Origin of the sequence: Desulfovibrio sp. ZJ746, from assembly GCF_011039155.1 — a bacterium.
Lineage (GTDB): Bacteria > Desulfobacterota > Desulfovibrionia > Desulfovibrionales > Desulfovibrionaceae > Desulfovibrio.
Genome location: NZ_JAAKEK010000001.1, coordinates 303056 through 322227 on the forward strand (window position 1 = coordinate 303056; position 19172 = coordinate 322227).

A 19172-nucleotide genomic window follows, 5' to 3' on the forward strand; every position below is an offset into this window, starting at 1 on the left:
CACCGAAAAATCTTATTTTTTAGGATTCTTCCGGCACTAGCACCCGTCTTCCGCTCCGCTCCAGACGGAAAGTGGAATTTTTATTCCTCGCGTATGCTACTTGCACATTCCCGTAACTGGTGCAAAAGCGGTTTCTAGTTGACGGTGATGAGCTCGTACTGCGGGTTGCCCATCTTGTGCTCGGCCATGGCCGAGAGCTGGCGCAGGCCGTGCCGGCTCTGGATGCGCTCGCGCAGGTCCGCCCCGTCGGCGCTGGCGAAGACGAGGTCGCACGCGGCCTGGTCGATGGCCAGAAGGTCGCTGGAGGCGAGGATGCCGATGTCCCTGATGGTCGGGTCATGGGCCCGGGTGCCCGCGCAGTCGCAGTCCACGCTCATGTTGCGGAGCACATTGATATAAACGATGTGCTTGCCGAAGTGGTCGGCCACGGCCTTGGCGGAATCGGCCATGAGCTCCATGAGCTTTTCCTTGGCGGGCCACTGGCTCCAGTCCGCCGGCGGGGTGCCCTCCACGCCGTGCACCTGGCGCTTGCCCACCTGCCCCGAGGCGCAGCCGATGGCGATATTCTTCATGGAGCCGCCGAAGCCGCCCATGGCGTGGCCCTTGAAGTGGGTGAGCACGATCATGGAGTCATAGTCGGTGATGCCCTTGCCCATGGCCACTTCCTTGAGGTGGAAGCCGTCCTCGACGGGCAGGTTCACGTCGCCGTGCTCGTCCATGATGTCCACGGGGCAGAAGGTCCAGCCGTTGACCTTGAGGGTTTCGCGGTGCTTTTCGGTGGTGTGGCGACCGCCCTCGTAGAGGGTGTTGGTCTCCACGATGGCGCTTTCCGGCACCTCGGCCTGAAAGGCCTTGACCATGTCGCGCGGCAGGATGTTGGGGCCGTTGGGCTCGCCCGTGTGGAGCTTGATGGCCACCTTGCCGTAGATGTTTTCGTTGACAAGGTTGTAGAGCTTGATGAGGCTCGCCGCGTCGATGACCGGCGAGAAATAGACCTTGGCCGCCGAGCCCTTGTGCGGCTGGCCGGTGACGTTGCGCGAGCCGATGACGGGAGCTTGGGCGGGAGCCTGGGCCGGTGCCTTGCCGGGAGCCTTGGCGCCCCCGATTTTGGCCTCCCCGGCGGCGAGGGCGGCGCCCGGCGCGAGGATGGTGGCCGCGGCCAGAAGGGCCGAGCCCTGGAGCATTTTGCGTCTGGAAACAGGCACATCGTTCATGGCTAACCTCCTGCCTGCGTCCCTTGCGGGGCGGTTTTCACCAAGTTTAGCGCGCCTGGCCGCGCTTTGTCCATGCTCGCACAAGCCCCGGGCGCCTCTAGGCCTCGATCCACACAAGGCTCGCCTGCCGGCCGCTAGCCGCATCATGGCGGTGCGAGAAATAGCGCGCCGCATTGAGGCTCGTGCAGATGTCGAGCCCGAAGACCTGCCGCCGCGGCACGCCGGCGCTCTCAAGCTGGCTTGCCGTGAGGCCCCAGAGGTCCATGCAACGGCTCGCCGCATCGAACCAGGGGCGGAAGTCCTCGCCCCATTCCCTGTCGAAATTGACGAATTCCGCGCGCGAGGGGCCGAGGCTCGGCCCGCGCACGGCGAAAATGTCCGCCGGGTCGAGGCCATAGGCGGCGCAGAAGCGGGCAACGCCGCTCCACGGGAAGTCGCGGCGGTTGCCGCGCCAGCCCACGTGCAGGGCGGCGATGTGGCGGCCGCTGCGGTGCGCGAGCAGCAGGGGCTGGCAGTCGGCGGTCTTGATGAGCAGCCCCTTGCCCGGTGTTGCGCTGAGCATGCCGTCGGCCTCGGGCGAATCCTGCATGCGGTAGGCAGGAAGGGCGGATGCTTCGGGCGCGAAGGGCTCCTCCACGAGGGCGTCCCCATGCACCTGCCGCACTTCGGCCCATGTGGAAAGGCCCCGGGGCCTGAGCATGCCGAGCAGGGCAGCGCGCGCGGCCACCGTGGCGGCGGGGTCGTCGCCGGCATTGAAGGAGATGTTGCCGCCCGACCACGGAGCAGGCGGGATGGCGCCCGCCCCGGAAGGGGCGGCCGCGCGGCCCTGAAAGGCGCACCACACGCGTGGCACCCCGGGAAAGCGGAACCAGCTCAGCGAGATATCCAGAAAAGTTCTCCTTCCGTGCAGATGCCGTCCACAGGCCTGTCCCAGGCGGCGCAGGGCAGGGCCTCCACCACCTGAAAGCCGAAGCAGAAGCCGAGCGCCGGGCACCTCGCGCCCGCGCGCGCGGCCAGGGCCGCGAGAAAGCGGTCATAAAAACCGCCGCCATAGCCCATGCGGCCGCCCTTGCGGTCAAAGGCCACGCCCGGCACAAGCATGAGATGAGGCCGGAAGGCCGCGTCCCCGGGCCCTGCGCCGGGGAGCTCCGGGCGCGGCTCCAGAAGGCCGAAGGCGCCGGGGCAAAGGTCTCCGGGGCCAGCGCAGCGCACAAACTCCATGCGGCCCCGGGCGCCCGGAAGCACCCGTGGCAGCCACACTTCGCGGCCCCCGGCCCAGGCCGCGCGCAGCAAAAGGCCGGTCGCCATTTCGTCGCGTACGCCCGCATACAGGGCGACGCTTCCGGCCTCCCGCCAGCAGGGCGCGGCCAGCAGGCGCTCCTGCGCGCCGCGGGAACGGCGTGCCGCGAGCTCCGGCTTCTGGGCGCGCCGGCGTTCGAGCAGGCTGCGGCGCAGTTCCTCCCGGTTGGGGGCGCAGCCGCCGCGAGGTGCGCCGGCCGGCGCACAGCGGGGCCGGGGCATGGCCTTTCCTTCCGTCAGGAGTTGTGGCACAGTGGAAAAAGCGCGGCAACAGCCCGGCGCGCGGTGATGCGCCGGCGCCGCGTCATCCTTATCAGCATAGCAAAGGACAGCATCCATGCCAAGCACGGAAGGCTCCAACAGTCCGCAGGCGCAGGGCACCGCCCCTTCCCGGGAGGAAGGGCACAAGGACTATCTCTGGGTTGTCGTGGGCGACATCCATGACGCGCCCGAGAATTTCGCCGAAATCCCCGAACTCGCGCAGGCCGACGGCGTCATCGTCACCGGCGACCTCACCGTCACCGGCGGCGTGCGCCAGGCCGAGGCCGTCATGAAGGCCCTTTCCGCGCCGGGGCTGCCCGTCCTCGCGCAAATTGGCAACATGGACCGGCCAGAGGTGGACGCGTGGCTCAGCGAACAGGGCTGCAACCTGCATACGCGGGTGCGCGAGCTCGCGCCGGGCATCGCCGTCTTCGGGGTGGGGGCCTCCACCTTCACGCCCTTCGGCACGCCCAGCGAATTTCCCGAATCGGCTTTCGCCGCGTGGCTCGAGGCCGCGTGGCGCACGGCCCGCGCCTTCCCGCACACCGTGCTCATCTCGCACAATCCGCCCAAGGACACGGCCTGTGATGTCATCCCCGGTGATGTGCACGTGGGCTCCACGGCGGTGCGCGAATTTGTGGAGGAAGCCCAGCCGGACATGTGCCTCTGCGGGCATATCCACGAGGCCCGCGCCGTGGACCGCATCGGGCGCACCGTCATCGCCAACCCCGGGGCGCTGGCGCAGGGCGGCTACCTCGTGCTGCGCTCCAACGGCGGGCGCCTTTCGGTGGAGCTGCGCGTGCTGGAGGGCAAGGCATGATCGACTGGTCGCGCAAGCGCTGCGTGGTGCTGGACATGGACGGCACCGTCTACCTCGGGCACATCCCCATCCCCGGCGCCGTGGACTTCATCCGCCGCCACTGGGACGACCTCGACTTTTACTTTTTGAGCAACAATACCTCCAAGTCGCCGCAGACCTATGTGGACAAGCTCAACGGCATGGGCATCCCGGCGCGGCTCGAGCTCTTGCTCTCGCCAGTGACGCCGCTGGTGGACTTCTTGCGGAAAAACGGCATCAGCCGCGCCTATGCGGTGGGCAACCGGGATTTTAAGCGCGACCTCCTGGGCCGCATGCCCGAGCTCACCCTGGGGGAGGAGGGCGCAGAGGCCGTCATCCTCGCCTACGATACCGAGCTCACCTATGAAAAGCTCGCGCGCTCGGCGCTCTTGCTGCAAAAGCCGGAAGTGCTGTTTCTCGCGACACATCCCGACCTCGTCTGCCCCTCGCCCGATGGGCCGCTGCCCGACGTGGGAAGCATGATCGAGCTCTACGCCACGGCCACCGGGCGCCGCCCGCAGCACATCTTCGGCAAGCCGGACCCGGCCGTGCTGGCGCCGCTGCTCGCGCGCTATGCCAAAAAAGACATGATCATGGTGGGCGACCGCCTCTCCACGGACAAGAAGCTCGCCGAAAACGCGGGCATCGACTTCGCGCTCGTGCTCAGCGGCGAAGCCACGCGCGAGGACCTCGCGCGTGAGAAACGCCAGCCCACCGTGGTTTTGGAAGACCTGGGCCACGCGCAGTGGGGGGCCTGAACGGCCGCACGGGAAAGCCTGCATCCGGGCGCTTTTCGCGGATATACGGCGGCTGCGCCCGGAACCTCGCGCGCCGCGTGGTTGCGGGCAGCCCTGCGAGCGGCCGGAAGCGCCCCCTTCTGCCTTTCGCTGCGCGGCGCTGACGGGCTCAAGGCATACGCATGGGAAAATTGTTCACTTCCTTGCGCCACCACCTGCGCCACATGCGGGCGGCCACCGGCTTTTCCATGGCCGGCCTCGCCGCCGCCTTCCGCACTGAACTCGCCTTCAGGCAGATAGTTTACCTCTCCGCCATCGGCATCCCGCTGGCCGTGGTGCTTGCGGAGAGTTGGGCGGAAGCAATGCTGCTCATCCTGCCCCTCTTTCTTTCGCTCATCGTTGAACTGCTCAACACCGCCATTGAGAAGACCGTTGACCGCATCTCGCCCGAGCGGCATCCGCTCGCCAAGTTCGCCAAGGATGCCGGCAGCGCCGCGCAATTCATGGCGCAACTGTTCATTCTCGTCACATGGGGAAGCCATCTCCTGTCCAAATGGTTTTAACAGGCTTTCCCCGAATGGCAGAAATACAATGAAAACAAAGGCCACAAGAGGAAGTCATGCGTTTTAATTTTAAGCGGATCGTATTAACTGCCGGTGCTTTTCTCCTTATCTTTTTTGCGAGCTTTTCCTTATATATCTGGCTCACCTTCGGTACTCCACGCATAGATGAAATATATTGGGTATTTTACGCCCCGCTGGGGAGTTTTGACCTGCAGTTCTTTATCCCTGTTCTCCAGTTTTTCCTCGTGCCGCTTGGTATTTTCTCTATTATATATTTTTCTCTCTCTCTCTCTCTCTCTCTCTCTCTCTCTCTCTCTCTCTCTCGGAAATTATGTTCCCTCTTTCTTGGCATTTTTCTCTGTTGCCTTGCAGGCATAATCGGAGCATTCGTGTATTCGGTCAATAAAAAATCAAATATACTTCTTCACCTGTCGGTCTCATCTTTCATAGAGGACAACTACCTGGATCCAAAAACTGTTGGCCTGAAATTTCCAAAAAGAAAAAAGAATCTTATCCGCATCTATGTGGAGTCCATGGAAGTCACCTACGCTGACCAAGGGCATGGAGGAGCCCTTAAGCAGAATCTTATCCCCACGCTCACACAGCGCAGCGGCGAGGGCGTATCTTTCAGGGGAAAGGACAGGCGTCTTAACGGCATCTTGTCCACGCACGGCTCCACATGGACAATAGCCGCCGCTTTCTCCCAGGAAGCCGGCTTGCCGCTCAAGGTCAACCTTGACGGCAACATGATGGACAGCCAAAAGGGCTTTTTCCCCACCATTGCAACGCTGGGCGATATATTGGCGGCGCACGGCTATACCAATGTTCTCCTGCAGGGATCTGATGCGCGGTTTGCGGGCACGAAGCTGTTTTATCAGTCCCACGGGAACGCGAAAATACTGGATTATGGTTTTTTCAAGCAGAAAAATATCAGGCCGGATGTTGGAGAGGCCTGGTGGGGTGTGGAGGATGAAAAGGTTTTCGCCATGGCAAAGCAGGCCTTGCCCGGCCTGGCAAGGGAACATGCGCCATTTGCATTTACGCTTTTCACCGTGGACACTCATGCCAACGGGAACGCACAGCATGACGGCCTCCCCTGCAGGCTTTGCCCGCGTGACAGTGGGGACATCTATGCCAATGTCATCAGGTGCAGCGACGCGCAGCTGGGCGATTTTATCTCATGGGTGGAAAAGCAGGAGTTTTATCCTGAAACCGTCATCGTGATCTCAGGCGACCACCTTTCCATGGCGGAAAGATTTTTCCAGCATATGGGCAAGGACTACGAGCGAAAGGCCTTCATGCTGATCCTCAATGCGGAGCCTGAGCCGGAGCTTCTTTTTTATCGCGCCTACACAGCATTTGATGTCTTTCCCACTATTCTCGGAGCCTTGGGCGTCAAGATTTCCGGTAACCGCCTGGGCCTGGGGGCAAACCTGTATTCGGACACCCCCACGCTGGCCGAGAAAATGGGCATACGCGCTCTTGACGAGCAACTGCAACCACGATCAGCTTTTATGGAGCGCCATGCGGCCATTGAGCCACCGAAGCTTATGGAGACGCTGGAAAGAAAGAGCAAGCAGCGCGGTAAAATCAACATTGAGGGCGCCCTCAGGAAACTCCTTTCCGCGGCTGGCTTCTAGGGAAATTTTGCACTTCAAAAAGTTTGGCAGAAAACGAATGGAACCTGCCGGGCGCGTCCGCAGCCCGGCGACGCTGTGAAATCAGGGGCCCATTCCGGAGGCTGCAGGCACCAACCCCACTGGCCACTTTTGGGGCATTGCGGCATATTTCACGCAAAAAGGGGAGCCTTGCGGCTCCCCTTTCGGATGCGTTTCGGATTCGTTCAGGCTTGAGGCCTAGAAGGAATACACGAAGCTCGCGTTGATGTTCCAGGCGTCCTTGGTCTGCGGGATGGCTTCGCTCTTCTTGTGGCGGGCGCCCCACGCGGACGTGCTGGTGTCGAGCCAGAGGGCGATGTAGTCGGCTTCAAGAGAGATCGTGAAGTTGTCGTACATCTTGTAGTAGTTGGAGAGGCCGATTTCCAGCGCGCTGTCGCCGGTGGTCAGGTACAGGGCGTCCATGCCCATGACGTTGTCAACGCCGCCCGAGTTGGCCCACAGGCCGGCGTTGGACATTTTCTTGGCCATGGTGGTGCTGTTGGTGCCGCCGATGTAGTTGATGCGGAAGGTGTGCTTCAGATCGTCGATGAAGCTCATGTCCTTCAAGCGGCCGCCGATGCCCCAGGTGCCGGCCATGCTGTGGCCGACCACGGCGTCGCGGGCGATGTACGGGTCGCCGTCGAACGCGAAGTTGGAGTACTTGTTGGTGTTGTTGCCGTCGAGGCTGGGCAGGCGCTCGGAGCCGTTGGCCGGGTTGCTGTCGTCACCGGAGGCATACCAGCCGTAGATGCCGGGGATGGCCCAGTCGAGCTTGTACTCGGCGAGCAGGGTGGCGAACCAGCCCTGACGGTTCAGGCGGCCGTCGTCTTCCCAGGTCACGGAGCCGTACTCGAAATCAAAGGCCACGCGGAAGGGATCCCACATGGTGATTTCGCTGGAGATGCCACCCCACCAGGCGTTGCCGTAGGTGGAGAGCTTGCGCTCGTTGTTGGCGGGCTTGAAGTCGCGGTGCATGGCGCCGTTCACCGGGAAGAGGCCGGCGTTGGCGAACTTCCAGCCGGCGCCCATGTTCTTGAGGTTGCCGGACCAGTTGTTGACCATCTTGTCAGGCCACTGGCCGAGCGCGTCCTTCTCGGTGGTGGCGTTGCGGAAGGTGTTGGGGCCGATGGCGCCATACATGCCCCAGGGGGTCACTTTCGCGCCGTCGAGGGCCAGCGGAACGAGCAGGCCGCCAAAGTCCATGTTGTCCATGTAGTTCTGGCGCCACTTGTTGTGACCATACTTGTCGGTGTAGCCGGCGAAGTTGTCATTGTAGGGGCGCGCCCAGAAGGCGGTGATGCCCACCATCTCGTTGACCTGGTAGTTGGCCACGACGCCGGCCACGTCGTCATTGAGGATGGAGTTGCCGGAGGCATAGGCGGGCGTGGTGATGTTCTGGATACCCATGCGGACCTTGAGGTCGGTCTCGGGGGCCATCCAGTCGATGTAGGCCTGCTTCAGCTCCACGATTTTCTGGTCAGCGCCGAGCGCGCCGCCGGAGGAGTTCTGGCCCCACATGGTGTCACCGATTTCGAAGTACACCGTGCCGGACAGGGACTCGGAAGCCACGGCGTCCAACTGCAGGCGGACGCGCTGGCGGGCCTCGAAGTCATCCTCGCCGTTGCCGAAGCCGGCCTTGCGGTGGCCGTCGTTCTTGCCCATGAAGGTGCCGTTCTGGCCGTAGTCGAACGACATGATCCACTGACCCTTGGCCTTGAAGTCGATGGCGCTCGCGCCGGTAGCGGCACCGAACACCAGACCGGCCGCCAACAGAAGCGTCGCGATCTTTTTCATTGTTGAACCTTCCTTTTTTTGCCGCCCCGTGATGGGGAGGCCGATTACAGAACCCCCGGGGATTCCCATTTCCCCGTGAGCGCAAAATAAGCAATCCCCCCGAAGGATGCAAGCGTTTTCGTGCAAAAATTTTTACTTTTTTAAATTCAGGCGGCAGGGAATCAAAAAATTCCCTGCCATTTCAGTGTGTTATGATTTTTTGCGCCTGAAAAAAATTTTTATCGGGCCTTGGGGCCGGCCTTGCCCTGGCGCACGAGCTCGGCCACCTGCTCCACGTCCTTGTCGCCACGCCCGGAGAGGTTGACGAGCAGCACCTTGTCCTTGCCCATGCCGGGCGCCATCTTCACGGCCTGGGCCAGCGCGTGGGAGGACTCCAGCGCGGGCAGGATGCCCTCGTGCCGCGAGAGCAGGAAGAACGCGTCCAGCGCCTCCTCGTCGGTGACGCTCACATATTCGGCGCGGCCCGTATCCTTGAGCAGGGCGTGCTCCGGCCCCACCGAGGGGTAGTCGAGCCCGGCGGAGATGGAATAGACCTCGCCGGCCTCGCCTTCGTGGTTCTTGACCATGTAGGAGTTGAAGCCGTGCATGACCCCGGGCTCGCCGAGGCAGAGCGAGGCCGCGTGCTCGCCGTAGCCCTTGCCGCGGCCGCCCGGCTCCACGCCGATGAGCTTCACTTCCATGTCATCAAGGAAGCCCGCGAAGAGGCCGATGGCGTTGGAGCCGCCGCCCACCGCGGCGAGGCAGGCGTCGGGCAGGCGCCCGAGCTCGGCCAGCATCTGCGAGCGCGCCTCGCGGCCGATGACGCTCTGGAAATAGCGCACCATATAAGGATAGGGGTGGGGCCCCACGGCCGAGCCGAGCACGTAGAACATCTCCGGGTCGGCGATCCAGGCCTCCAGCGCCTCGTCCACGGCCTCCTTGAGGGTGCGCTGGCCGCTCAGGGCCGCCACCACGCGCGAGCCCAGCATCTCCATGCGGATGACGTTGAGCCTTTGCCGGGCCATGTCCACCTCGCCCATGTAGACCGCGCATTCGAGGTCCATGAGGGCGGCGCTGGCCGCCGTGGCCACGCCGTGCTGGCCCGCGCCGGTCTCCGCGACCACGCGCTTCTTGACCATGCGGCGCGCGAGCAGGCACTGGCCGAGGGTGTTGTTGATCTTGTGCGCGCCTAGGTGGTTCAAGTCCTCGCGCTTGAGCCAGATCTGCGCGCCGCCGAGGCTGCGGCTCAGGTTGGCGCAGTGGAAGACCGGGCTCGGGCGCCCGGCGAAGTGGGTGTTGAGGCTGTCGAGCTCGCGGTGGAAGGAGGCATCTTCCAGAGCGGCCGCAAAGGCGTCCGCCACCTCGTCGAGGCGCGCCTTGAGGGGCGGCGGCACGAACTGGCCGCCGTAGGCGCCGAAAAATCCCCTGCTGTCCGGCTTGCCCGTGAGGGCGGCGTCCTGCTTTTCGCTCATGGTCATCTCCTTATGGCGTATGGTTATTTTGCTTGGGGTTTTGTTGTGTGCCTATGTGCTTTCCGCAATGCCAGAAGTCTCCGTCAAAAACAGCCCTGCTTCAGCCGTTGCGACGAAGGAAGCTACGGATGGAGACAGCAATTAGTTACCACTTCAGCCAATCGACGCAATCGCTGTCGCTATCCGTAGGGCTCGCAGACTCGCCCACGGCTAGCGCGCCAGCGCCAAAAAATCTTATTTTTTAGGATTCTTCCGGCACCGGCACCCGTCTTCCGCTTCGCTCCAGACGGATTTAAGGAAGGCTGTGGCCCGAACGCCATCAGGTGTGCTTTTCCAGAGATTCCGACGGCGCACAGACAAGCCCGGTCACTCTCACGTTTTTGCGCGGCCGCTGTCAAGCCGTCATCCGCATGGACACAGCGCCCGAAAGCGGCTAGACTGCCCGCTCCAAATGCCAACAACAGGAGGCCCGGCCATGCTGGACGAACGCTTCATCGGCGACGGCAAGGTGCTGCTTTTGGCGGGCGGCGGCAGGATCTTCACCGATATCGCCGCCCGTTTCGTCCGCAGCGAGCGCGAGCTGGAAGACATCGCCGCGTCGCCCTATTCGCGCGAGATCGTGCGCAATATCCTGAACAGCGGGCACGGCGCCGCGCTGGAATTCGACTGGTTCCTCTTCGGCGTGGAGGGCTATTCCCGCGTGACCGAGGTGCAGCTCGTGCGCAAGCGCCACGCCTCCTACCTCATCAAGTCCGGCCGGGCGGAGCTCAAGGGCAAGCGCCGCTTCAGCGTGGCCTGGCCTAGGGCCGCGGCCGATTTCACGGCCGAGCTCAGCCTGCCGGACGGCCGGGCGGCGCGCCTTTCCGGCCGCGACCTGGCCGAGCTCTCCCGCCAGTGGTACGAGGCCGGCCTCGCGGAAGGCATCCCCGAGGAGGACCTGCGCTACCTCAAGCCCCAGGCCACGACCTTCAAGGCCATCATCGGCATGAACGCCCACGCCCTCAGGGACTGGTTCGCCATCCGCTGCTGCCGCAACGCGCAGGCCGAGATCCGCGACCTCGCGTGGAAGATGCTGCGCCTTTGCCGCAAGGCCGCGCCCGACCTGTTCGCGGGAGCGGGCCCGAGCTGCGTCGGGCTCGGCTACTGCCCGGAGAACGCCCTGCAGAACCCGGCCTGCCGCGGCCGCATCCTCACGAAAGAAGAAGCCCTGGGCATCCTGCGCGAACGGGAAAGGGCGCGCCACATGCCGAGCCCGGCCGAGTTCAACGGCGGCGAAGCGGAAGAAGGAGCAGGGGCGTAGCGGCACGGGCTTGCGCCAAGGCCTTATGATACTTTTGAGTTGATGGTGTACCCCTGCTGCATCTGTAATGCCGAAATTATCCGTCAAAAACAGCCTTGCTCCAGCCGTTGCGACGCAGGAAGCTATGGATGGAGACAGCAATTAGTTAGCGCGCCAGCCAATCAACGAAACCGCTGTCGCTATCCGTAAGGCTCGCAAGCTCGCCAACGGCTAGCGCTTCGGCGCTGGCCGCGTCAGAGAAAAATTTCCTCGGTCGAGTACTTGAGTACACTCCCTGCGAAAATTTTTATCTTCCTTGCTTCAGCCGTTGCGACGAAGGAAGCTACGGATGAAGACAGCAGTTAGTTAGCGCGCCAGACAGCCAACGCTGTCACTGTCGCTATCCGTAAGGCTCGCGGACTCGCCAACGGCTAGCGCGCCAGCGCCGAAAAATCTTATTTTTTAGGATTCTTCCGGCACCATCGCTGCTGTCGATGCCCGGCGCAGGCTGGCGGCGGCGACGGCGGGGGCTAAAAATTTCAAGGGTCCATTCCCTTGTCTTGCGGAGGTGTTGGCGCTATCATGCTGCCTTCTTTCTTGGAATTGTGCCGGTGACGGCACCGGCAGGCCCAAGGCCTGCGGAACCTTTGTTTTTTTGAGGATATCATGGCCCGATTTTCCGATGCCACCCGCTCACCCGAGGGCGCCCGGTTCACCAATTTCGATGAAGTGTACAGCGCGCTCTATGTGGATTTTGACAACATCTATACCCGCATCCTCGAGGCCGACCCGGACGCCGCCCGCGCCTTCGGCTTTTCGCCCTACCGCTGGGTGCGCTGGATTGAGAACCACGCCCTGCGCATCCTCTACGGCGACGGCGTGCGCCGGCGCATCCTCAAACGCACCTGTTATCTCAACCCCGAGCGCTACCGCGAATTCCGCAATCCCTTCATCCGCAGCGCCTTCCAGGTGGTGGACTGCCCGCCGCTCACCTCGCGCGGCAAGACGAGCACCGACATCCACCTCGTCATGGACTGCATGGACGACCTTTCACACTCCACGCACTTTGACGAGTTCATCATCCTTTCCGGCGACGCGGATTTCACGCCCCTGCTCATCCGCCTGCAGGAGCACGCCAGGCGCACCCTCGTCCTTTCCGTGGGCTATTCGTCGCCGGCCTATGCGGCCGCGGCCTCATGGCGCATCCGCGAGGACTGGTTCATCCAGCAGGCCCTGCGCGACGACCGCGCCCCCGAGGACGGGGAGGAGTCGGTGGCGAGTCACGCCGCCCGCTATGTGCCCCCGGCGCACCGCGCCGTGCTCCCCCAGGACGATGACGAGGACGATGACCCCTGCCCCGGCAACGAATAGGCGGGGGTCGCCGGCGCATTTCCGGCAACGGGCTCACCGGGCCGGTTTTTGTTCACCATAACCCATTCAGGAGGCCCACATGTTCCGTTCCCTCTGCGGCGGGTTCGTTCTCGCCTTGGCCATTGTGGCCCTTGGCGGCATTGCCCAGGCTGCCGAAAAATACACCGTCGCCAGCGACTGCACCTGGCCGCCCATGGAACTTCTGGACGACCAGAAACAGCCCACCGGCTATTCCGTGGACTATATCAAGGAAGCCGCCAAGGCCGCCGGCATCGACGTGGACGTGCAGAACGTGGCCTGGGACGGCATCTTCGGTGGCGTGGCGACCGGCAAGTACGACATCGTCGCCTCCTCCACCACCATCACGCCTGAGCGCCAGAAGCAGTTCGCCTTCACCGTGCCCTACTATGAAGTGGAGCAGGCCGTCATCCTGCCCGCGGGCCAGAGCATCCAGAGCCTTGCCGACCTCAAGGACAAGAAGGTGGGCGGCCAGATCGGCACCACCGGCATCTTCGTCATGCGCAAGGCCGACACCGGCGCGGATCTGCGCGAATATGACGACGTGGGCCTCGCCATCCAGGACCTCGTGGGCGGCCGCATCGACGCTGTCATCTGCGACGACCCGGTGGCCATGTATTATGTGAACAAGAAGCCCGACACCGCCGGCAAGCTCAACCTTTCCTACAAGACCGGCGACAAGGAATATTACGGCTTCACCGTGCGCAAGGGCCGCGACGACCTCGTGGAAAAGCTCAACAAGGGCATCAAGGCCGTCAAGGATTCCGGCAAGGAAGCCGAGCTCATCAGCAAGTGGATGGGTGACGGCAAGTAGGCGGAAGGACGCACTTTTCAAGCAACGGGGCCCGGCCAGGACTTCACGCGGAGGAGCCCGCATGGACAACACAGGCAAGAATACGGAACGGCCCGCCGGCAGCGCGGAGCGGGAGCCATCCTTCCTCCGGCTGTTCCGGCCCCAGCGCGGGCTCAGCCCTTCTTTTGAAGGGGATGAAGTCCACAGCAAGGCCAATATCGTCCTTGTGACCGACGGGGCCTCCATCCCCAACCCGCAGGAGCGGCGTCTGGTCAATGCCTGGTCCATCGCCCTCGTGGGCGCCGTCGGCTCGCTCATCGCCCTCTGCACGATCTGGCCGGACCCCTACCTGCGCATCCTGCTCTACCTGCCGGACGGGGTGGTCATCACCTTCGAGATCACCATCCTTTCCATCTGCTTCGCCGTGCCGCTCGGGCTGCTCACGGGCCTCGGGCGCATCTCGCGCAACCGCTTCATCAATCTCCTGGCCTCCACCTATGTGGAGGTCATCCGCGGCATCCCGCTGCTGGTGCAGCTTTTCTATATCTATTATGCGCTCTCGCGCTTCTTCCAGGTGAGCGGCATCGCCTCGGCCGTGACCGCCATCAGCATCTGCTACGGCGCCTACATGGGCGAGGTGTTCCGCGCGGGCATCATGGCCATCCCCAAGGGCCAGAGCGAGGCAGCGCGCTCGCTGGGCTTCAACCGCTTCCAGACCATGTTCCTCGTCATCCTGCCGCAGGCCTGGCGCACCATCCTGCCGCCCGTGGGCAACGAGTGCATCGCCATGCTCAAGGACACCTCGCTGGTCTCCATCCTGGCCGTGCCGGACATCATGCAGCGCGCGCGGAGCTTCGTGGGCACCACCTATCTCTATTTTGAGACGTATACGGTGGTGGCGCTCATCTATCTCATCATCACCCTCATCCTCTCCAAGTGCGTGAGCCACATGGAGGGCCGGCTCAATTATTACGACGGCAAATAGAGGGCTCCGCTCCTGACGCAAAAAGCCTCCGCGCGCCGCGCGGGGGCTTTTGCATTTTTCGGCCGGGGAGGATATGCTCTTTCCGCAGTTTCCGGGGCGGCGCCTCGCCGCGGGCCGGAGATTGCGGAAAAACGCCAAAATACATAAAGGAGTCGCCATGTTCTGTGACCAGTGCGAACAGACCGCCAAGGGCACCGGCTGTACCGTGGCCGGCGTGTGCGGCAAGAATGCCGAAGTGGCCCTGCTTCAGGACCAGTTGGTCTACCTGTTGCGCCGCCTCGCGCCGCTGGTGGAGCAGGCCCGCGAAAAAGGCATGGATACCGATGTCTATGACGATTTCATCGCCGACACGCTCTTCGCCACGCTGACCAATGTCAACTTCGACCCCGAGGCCATCGGGAAACTCCAGACCGAGACCCTGCTCCACGCGCGCACCCTCGCGGCCGAGCTCGGCGAGGTGCCCGACGACCTCGCGCTCTCCATCGAGGAGTACCGCAAGCAGCTCCCGGAGAGCGTGGTGGGCATGGACCACTTCTCCAGCGACGCGGACGTGAACTCGGCCATGCAGATCCTGCTCTTCGGGCTCAAGGGCCTCTGCGCCTACAAGGATCACGCCGCGCGCCTCGGCCAGCGCGACAAGGAGCTCTCGTCCTTCGTCTGCAAGGCGCTCATCGCCGGTACAGCGTGGGACGGGGCGGTGCGCGACCTCGGCGGCTGGCTCGACCTCGTGCTTCAATGCGGCCGCGGCAACCTCAAGGCCATGGAGCTTCTGGACGCCGGCAACACCGGCCACTTTGGCGACCCGGTGCCCACCCCGGTGGACCTCGGCCACCGCAAGGGCAAGGCCATCCTCATTTCCGGCCACGACCTCCGCGACCTCGAGGCCCTGCTCAAGCAGACCGAGGGCACGGGCATCAACGTGTACACCCATTGCGAGATGCTGCCGGCCCACGGTTATCCGCGCCTCAAGGCCTATCCGCATCTGGCCGGGCACTTCGGCACGGCCTGGCAGAACCAGCAGAAGGAACTGCCGGACTTCCCGGGCCCCGTGCTCTTCACCACCAACTGTATCCAGAACCCGCGCGCCTATGGCGACAAGGTGTTCACCTCCGGCAATGTGTCGTGGCCCGGCTGCACCCATTGCAGGGAGCGCGACTTCTCCGCGGTCATCGAGAAGGCGAAGGAGATGCCCGGTTACGCCGACGACGCGCCCGGCCAGAAGATCCTCACCGGCTTCGGCCGCAAGACCATGCTGAACGCCGCCCCGGCCGTGCTGGACGCCGTGGCCCAGGGCAAGCTCAGGCACATCTTCCTCGTGGGCGGCTGCGACGGCGCCAAGCCTGGCCGCAACTACTACACGGAATTCGTGGAAAAGACGCCCGAGGACACGGTGGTACTGACGCTCGCCTGCGGCAAGTTCCGCTTTTATGACAAGGACCTGGGCAAGCTCGGCGACCTGCCGCGCCTCATGGACTGCGGCCAGTGCAACGACGCCTACACTGCCATCCAGACGGCGCTCGCCCTGGCGGACGCGCTCAAGTGCGATGTCAACGACCTGCCGCTCTCCATGGTGCTCTCGTGGTACGAGCAGAAGGCCGTGGCCATCCTGCTCACCCTGCTGGCCCTCGGCGTGCGCAACATCGTCATCGGCCCGAGCCTGCCGGCCTTCGTGTCCCCGGCTATCCTCAACATCCTGGTGGAACAGTGGGGCCTTCGCCTCATGACCACGCCGGACGAGGACATGGCGCGCCTGCTCGGCAAGAAGTAACAGCGACTAACGCGGCCGCCGCCGGAACGTTCGCCGGCGGCGGCCGCGGCACATCTTTTCAAGGAGGGCGCCTATGCGCCGCAAAGACAGGGAAAGGACGGACGCCGCCTTTTTTGACGCCGTGTTCGCCGCGTCGGAAGTGCTCTTTCTGGCGCTGAAAAACGGCGACGCCCCGTATTGCCTGCCCGTGAACTTCGCCTACGACCACTCCCGCGACTGGGCGCGGCTGTACATCCACTGCGCGCACGAGGGGCTCAAGCTCGACTGCGTGCGAAGCGACCCGCGCGTGGCCTTCAGTTGCGCGGTGGACATCCACATCGACCGCGAGTCGGCCTCCACCTATTACAAGTCCGTCTGCGGCACAGGCCGCGCGCAGGTGGTGGAGGACATGGCGGAAAAGTGCCACGCGCTCGACTGCATCGGCGCCCGCTACGCCGCGCGCTGCCCGCGCCCCACGCCGGAAGCCACGGCGCGGCGCGTCGCCATCCTGCGCATCGATATCGAGTCCCTCACCGGCAAGGAGTGCAAGCCGGCGGAGTAGGGGAGCACGGTCTTTCAGGGCATTTCCGTGCGCCCTTCTCCGTCCACGCGCGCCACGCGGCGCGCCATCCACAAGGCATGGTCTGCAATGCTGGACGAACACGTCAGGTCTTTCGGGCAGCGCGGCAAGTGCTACCGCTTCAGGGATCATGACCTCATCAAGAACATGAAGGCCGTGCACCTGCTCTCGGCCATCGCCTGGGGCGGCGGCGCCTTTGCCATGCAGGCGCTCCACATCCTGCGGACGAGCGCCGGCGGCGTGCCGCCAGAAATGGTCGCCCGCTGCTCGTGGTTCATCGACACCTGGGTGGTCATGCCCGGGCTCTTCGGCTGCATCCTCACGGGCCTGTTCTATTCCTTCTTCACCTCGCTGGGCTTTTTCAGGTTCGCGTGGATCATCTACAAGTGGCTCATCTCCGCGAGCGCGCTCTTCTGGGGCCTCTTTTTCTGGAGCTCCGCGGGCGACAGCCTCATCGCGTGGCTCGGGAACTCGATACTCGCGGATCTTCTGCGCTTCATGCGCGGCCTCATCCTGCCGGATTCCGTGTGGGCGAGCATCCTCCAGACCTGCATCATCCTCTCCATGTGCCTCATTTCCATCTACCGGCCGCTTTCCTTCCTCCCAGGCGGGCACCGGGCGGGCCCGGGCGGGAAGATGCCGCTGCTCCCCGGGGATGTGACGCCGGCGCCCCCGGAGCTGTGCGTCACGGAACCTGCGGCGGAGCCGGAAAAGCGCCTATCGTGAGCCGGCGCGGGCGCTGGGGCGGCGCATGGCGCGCCACTCGGCGCTTGCCAGATGCCGCCCGCATGCACTAGTATTGCGAAAACCCGTCAGAGCGGCGCCGCCGCCTGGCACAACCATGAGGTGCCCTATGCTTCGCACGCTTTTCAGCACGGTCTGCGCGCTCGCGCTGACCGCCTCCCTGGCGATGGCCGCTCCCGTCACCCTTAAACTCGGCCACATCGCCGAGCCCGAGAACGTCTACGGCCAGGGCGCCGACCACTTCGCCAAGCTGGTGAAGGAACGCAGCAACGGCGAGATCGACATCCAGGTCTTCCCCTCCAGCCAGCTCGGCAACCAGCGCGACCTCGTTGAGGGCCTGGGCCTCGGCACCGTGGACATGACCCTCACGGGCACCGCCGTCATGGGCAACTTTGTGCCCGAAGTGGCCGTGTTCGACCTGCCCTTCATCTTCCGCGACACCGACCACGCCTACAAGGCGCTGGATACCGTGGGCATGGATCTCGCCAAGAAGGGCGAGGACCGCGGCATGATCACCCTCGCCATCTGGGAGAACGGCGTGCGCCACATGACCAACAACAAGCGCCCCATCAAGGAGCCCGAAGACATGAAGGGCCTCAAGGTGCGCGTCATGGAGCAGCCGGTCTACATCGACATGATGAAGTCCCTCGGCGCGAGCCCCACGCCCATGGCCATGAGCGAGCTCTACACCTCGCTCCAGAAGGGCGTCATCGACGGCCAGGAGAACCCGCTCGGCCACATCGCCACCAAGAAGTTCAACGAAGTGCAGAAGTATCTCTCGCTCACCGGCCACACCTACGCCTCGGAGCCGCTGCTCATCTCCACCAGCGCCTGGAAGAAGCTGACGCCTGAGCAGCAGGCCATCGTCAAGCAGGCCGCCATCGACACCCGCGACTGGGAGCGCCAGCTCTGCCGCGACCTCGAGGGCAAGTTCCTCCAGCAGATCAAGGACGCCGGCACCACCGAGGTCAACGACGACGTGAACAAGGAAGCCTTCGCCAAGGCCACCAAGCCCGCGTGGGACAACTATGTGAAGCGTTTTGGCGACGCCAACATCAAGGCCATCCAGGCCGTGAAGTAGGCGAAGCGAGGCAAGGGTCTTTTTGCGCGTCCCCGGCCTTGCCGCGTGAGTTGCGCGGAGGCGCATCCCCCCTCCGCAACGCGGCATAACGCAAGGGCGCTGAACGGCCCTTCAGGAGGCGCGGAGCTCACCGCGCCCTCCCTCAGGATTTCCGGGGCTGCCGATGCTGTCGGCAGCCCCGGATGGGCGTTTTATTCGCCCGGTTTTTCCCTTGTCCAGGGCAAGGATCTCCAAGAGCAAGGATCTCCAAAGGAAGGCTTCTATGCAGCAAAAAAGTCTGTGGCAGACCCTCTTTGACGGGCTGGACAAGGTGCTGAAATTTTTGGTTATCGTCGGGAACGGCCTCATGCTGCTCATGGTGTTCGGCCAGGTTATCACCCGCTATGTCTTCAACTACACGCCGTCCTTCGGCGAGGAGCTGGCCCGCTACCTCTTCGTGTGGGTGGTCTTTCTCGCGCTGCCGCTGGTGGCGAAAAGCGGCGGCCACATGGCCATTGAGACGCTGACGAGCCACGTTCACGGCGCAACCCTGAAATTCCTGAACATCCTCGCCGACATCTTCACCATCGTCTTCCTGCTCATCATGGTGGTCTGCGGCGTTGAGATGGTCATGCGCACGAGCTACCAGACCTCGCCGGCCATGATGATCCCCATGTCGTGGGTCTATTGCGTCATTCCCTTCGGCTGCGCCGTGATGCTGCTCTATGTGGTCATCAACCTCGTCAACGTGATCAAGACACCCGCCGGGGACATGTAGCA

Annotated in this window: 18 protein-coding genes; 13 read left to right on the top strand and 5 right to left on the bottom strand. The window is 63.8% G+C overall.

The features are described 5' to 3' along the window. Positions 1 to 134: 134 nt before the first annotated feature. The 3 genes from G7Y54_RS01405 to G7Y54_RS01415 form a co-directional block, all read right to left on the bottom strand. Entirely contained in the window at positions 135 to 1214 is a 1080-nt protein-coding gene (locus G7Y54_RS01405) for a DUF362 domain-containing protein (RefSeq protein ID WP_241159319.1), read from the bottom strand. 97 nt (positions 1215 to 1311) lie between these two features. Then, positions 1312 to 2058 (bottom strand): polyphenol oxidase family protein, encoded by a 747-nt coding sequence (locus tag G7Y54_RS01410; RefSeq protein ID WP_241159320.1) that lies wholly within the window; start codon positions 2056 to 2058, stop codon positions 1312 to 1314. Positions 2059 to 2087: 29 nt separating this feature from the next. After that, positions 2088 to 2735: a 5-formyltetrahydrofolate cyclo-ligase gene (locus G7Y54_RS01415; protein WP_165076250.1), complete on the bottom strand. Its 648-nt coding sequence runs from the start codon at positions 2733 to 2735 to the stop codon at positions 2088 to 2090. A 115-nt stretch (positions 2736 to 2850) separates the two neighbouring features. Between G7Y54_RS01415 and G7Y54_RS01420 the strand changes: the two genes are divergently transcribed. From G7Y54_RS01420 to G7Y54_RS01435, 4 genes are all read left to right on the top strand, one after another. Next, the gene (locus tag G7Y54_RS01420; RefSeq protein ID WP_165076252.1) at positions 2851 to 3594 is read left to right on the top strand and encodes a metallophosphoesterase; all 744 of its coding nucleotides are present in this window, start codon (positions 2851 to 2853) and stop codon (positions 3592 to 3594) included. Further along, the gene (locus tag G7Y54_RS01425) at positions 3591 to 4370 is read left to right on the top strand and encodes an HAD-IIA family hydrolase (protein ID WP_165076255.1); all 780 of its coding nucleotides are present in this window, start codon (positions 3591 to 3593) and stop codon (positions 4368 to 4370) included. The genes G7Y54_RS01420 and G7Y54_RS01425 overlap by 4 nt, the downstream gene beginning before the upstream one ends. Positions 4371 to 4531: 161 nt before the next feature. Beyond that, entirely contained in the window at positions 4532 to 4912 is a 381-nt protein-coding gene (locus G7Y54_RS01430; protein WP_165076257.1) for a diacylglycerol kinase, read from the top strand. Positions 4913 to 4968: 56 nt separating this feature from the next. Then, on the top strand, positions 4969 to 6552 hold the full coding sequence (locus G7Y54_RS01435; protein ID WP_165076259.1) for an LTA synthase family protein: 1584 nt from the start codon (positions 4969 to 4971) through the stop codon (positions 6550 to 6552). Positions 6553 to 6768: 216 nt separating this feature from the next. Here G7Y54_RS01435 and G7Y54_RS01440 read toward each other — a convergent pair whose 3' ends face one another. Continuing rightward, positions 6769 to 8364, bottom strand: a complete 1596-nt coding sequence (locus G7Y54_RS01440; protein WP_165076262.1) for an outer membrane homotrimeric porin — start codon at positions 8362 to 8364, stop codon at positions 6769 to 6771. A gap of 218 nt (positions 8365 to 8582) precedes the next feature. Continuing rightward, on the bottom strand, positions 8583 to 9815 hold the full coding sequence (gene trpB, locus G7Y54_RS01445; protein WP_165076264.1) for a tryptophan synthase subunit beta: 1233 nt from the start codon (positions 9813 to 9815) through the stop codon (positions 8583 to 8585). A 475-nt stretch (positions 9816 to 10290) separates the two neighbouring features. On the opposite strand from trpB, the gene thyX reads away from it, so the two are divergent. From thyX to G7Y54_RS01490, 9 genes are all read left to right on the top strand, one after another. Beyond that, complete coding sequence (gene thyX, locus G7Y54_RS01450; RefSeq protein ID WP_165076267.1) at positions 10291 to 11115, top strand: FAD-dependent thymidylate synthase; 825 nt, start codon at positions 10291 to 10293, stop codon at positions 11113 to 11115. A 645-nt stretch (positions 11116 to 11760) separates the two neighbouring features. Continuing rightward, a complete protein-coding gene (locus G7Y54_RS01455; RefSeq protein ID WP_165076269.1) occupies positions 11761 to 12465 on the top strand; it encodes an NYN domain-containing protein in 705 nt (234 codons plus the stop codon). Positions 12466 to 12544: 79 nt separating this feature from the next. Further along, positions 12545 to 13297 carry a basic amino acid ABC transporter substrate-binding protein gene (locus G7Y54_RS01460; RefSeq protein ID WP_165076271.1) on the top strand — a complete coding sequence of 251 codons (753 nt, stop codon included), beginning with the start codon at positions 12545 to 12547 and terminating at the stop codon, positions 13295 to 13297. A gap of 61 nt (positions 13298 to 13358) precedes the next feature. Next, positions 13359 to 14261, top strand: coding sequence for an amino acid ABC transporter permease (locus G7Y54_RS01465; protein WP_165076274.1), 903 nt, complete (start codon positions 13359 to 13361; stop codon positions 14259 to 14261). Between the two features lie 157 nt (positions 14262 to 14418). After that, positions 14419 to 16029 carry a hydroxylamine reductase gene (gene hcp / locus G7Y54_RS01470; RefSeq protein WP_165076276.1) on the top strand — a complete coding sequence of 537 codons (1611 nt, stop codon included), beginning with the start codon at positions 14419 to 14421 and terminating at the stop codon, positions 16027 to 16029. A 73-nt stretch (positions 16030 to 16102) separates the two neighbouring features. After that, positions 16103 to 16570 carry a pyridoxamine 5'-phosphate oxidase family protein gene (locus G7Y54_RS01475; protein WP_165076278.1) on the top strand — a complete coding sequence of 156 codons (468 nt, stop codon included), beginning with the start codon at positions 16103 to 16105 and terminating at the stop codon, positions 16568 to 16570. A 27-nt stretch (positions 16571 to 16597) separates the two neighbouring features. Beyond that, positions 16598 to 17314 carry a hypothetical protein gene (locus G7Y54_RS01480; RefSeq protein WP_206214871.1) on the top strand — a complete coding sequence of 239 codons (717 nt, stop codon included), beginning with the start codon at positions 16598 to 16600 and terminating at the stop codon, positions 17312 to 17314. A gap of 127 nt (positions 17315 to 17441) precedes the next feature. Further along, the gene (locus G7Y54_RS01485; protein WP_165076282.1) at positions 17442 to 18413 is read left to right on the top strand and encodes a DctP family TRAP transporter solute-binding subunit; all 972 of its coding nucleotides are present in this window, start codon (positions 17442 to 17444) and stop codon (positions 18411 to 18413) included. A gap of 262 nt (positions 18414 to 18675) precedes the next feature. Continuing rightward, positions 18676 to 19170 (top strand): TRAP transporter small permease, encoded by a 495-nt coding sequence (locus tag G7Y54_RS01490; protein ID WP_165076285.1) that lies wholly within the window; start codon positions 18676 to 18678, stop codon positions 19168 to 19170. Positions 19171 to 19172: the final 2 nt, after the last annotated feature.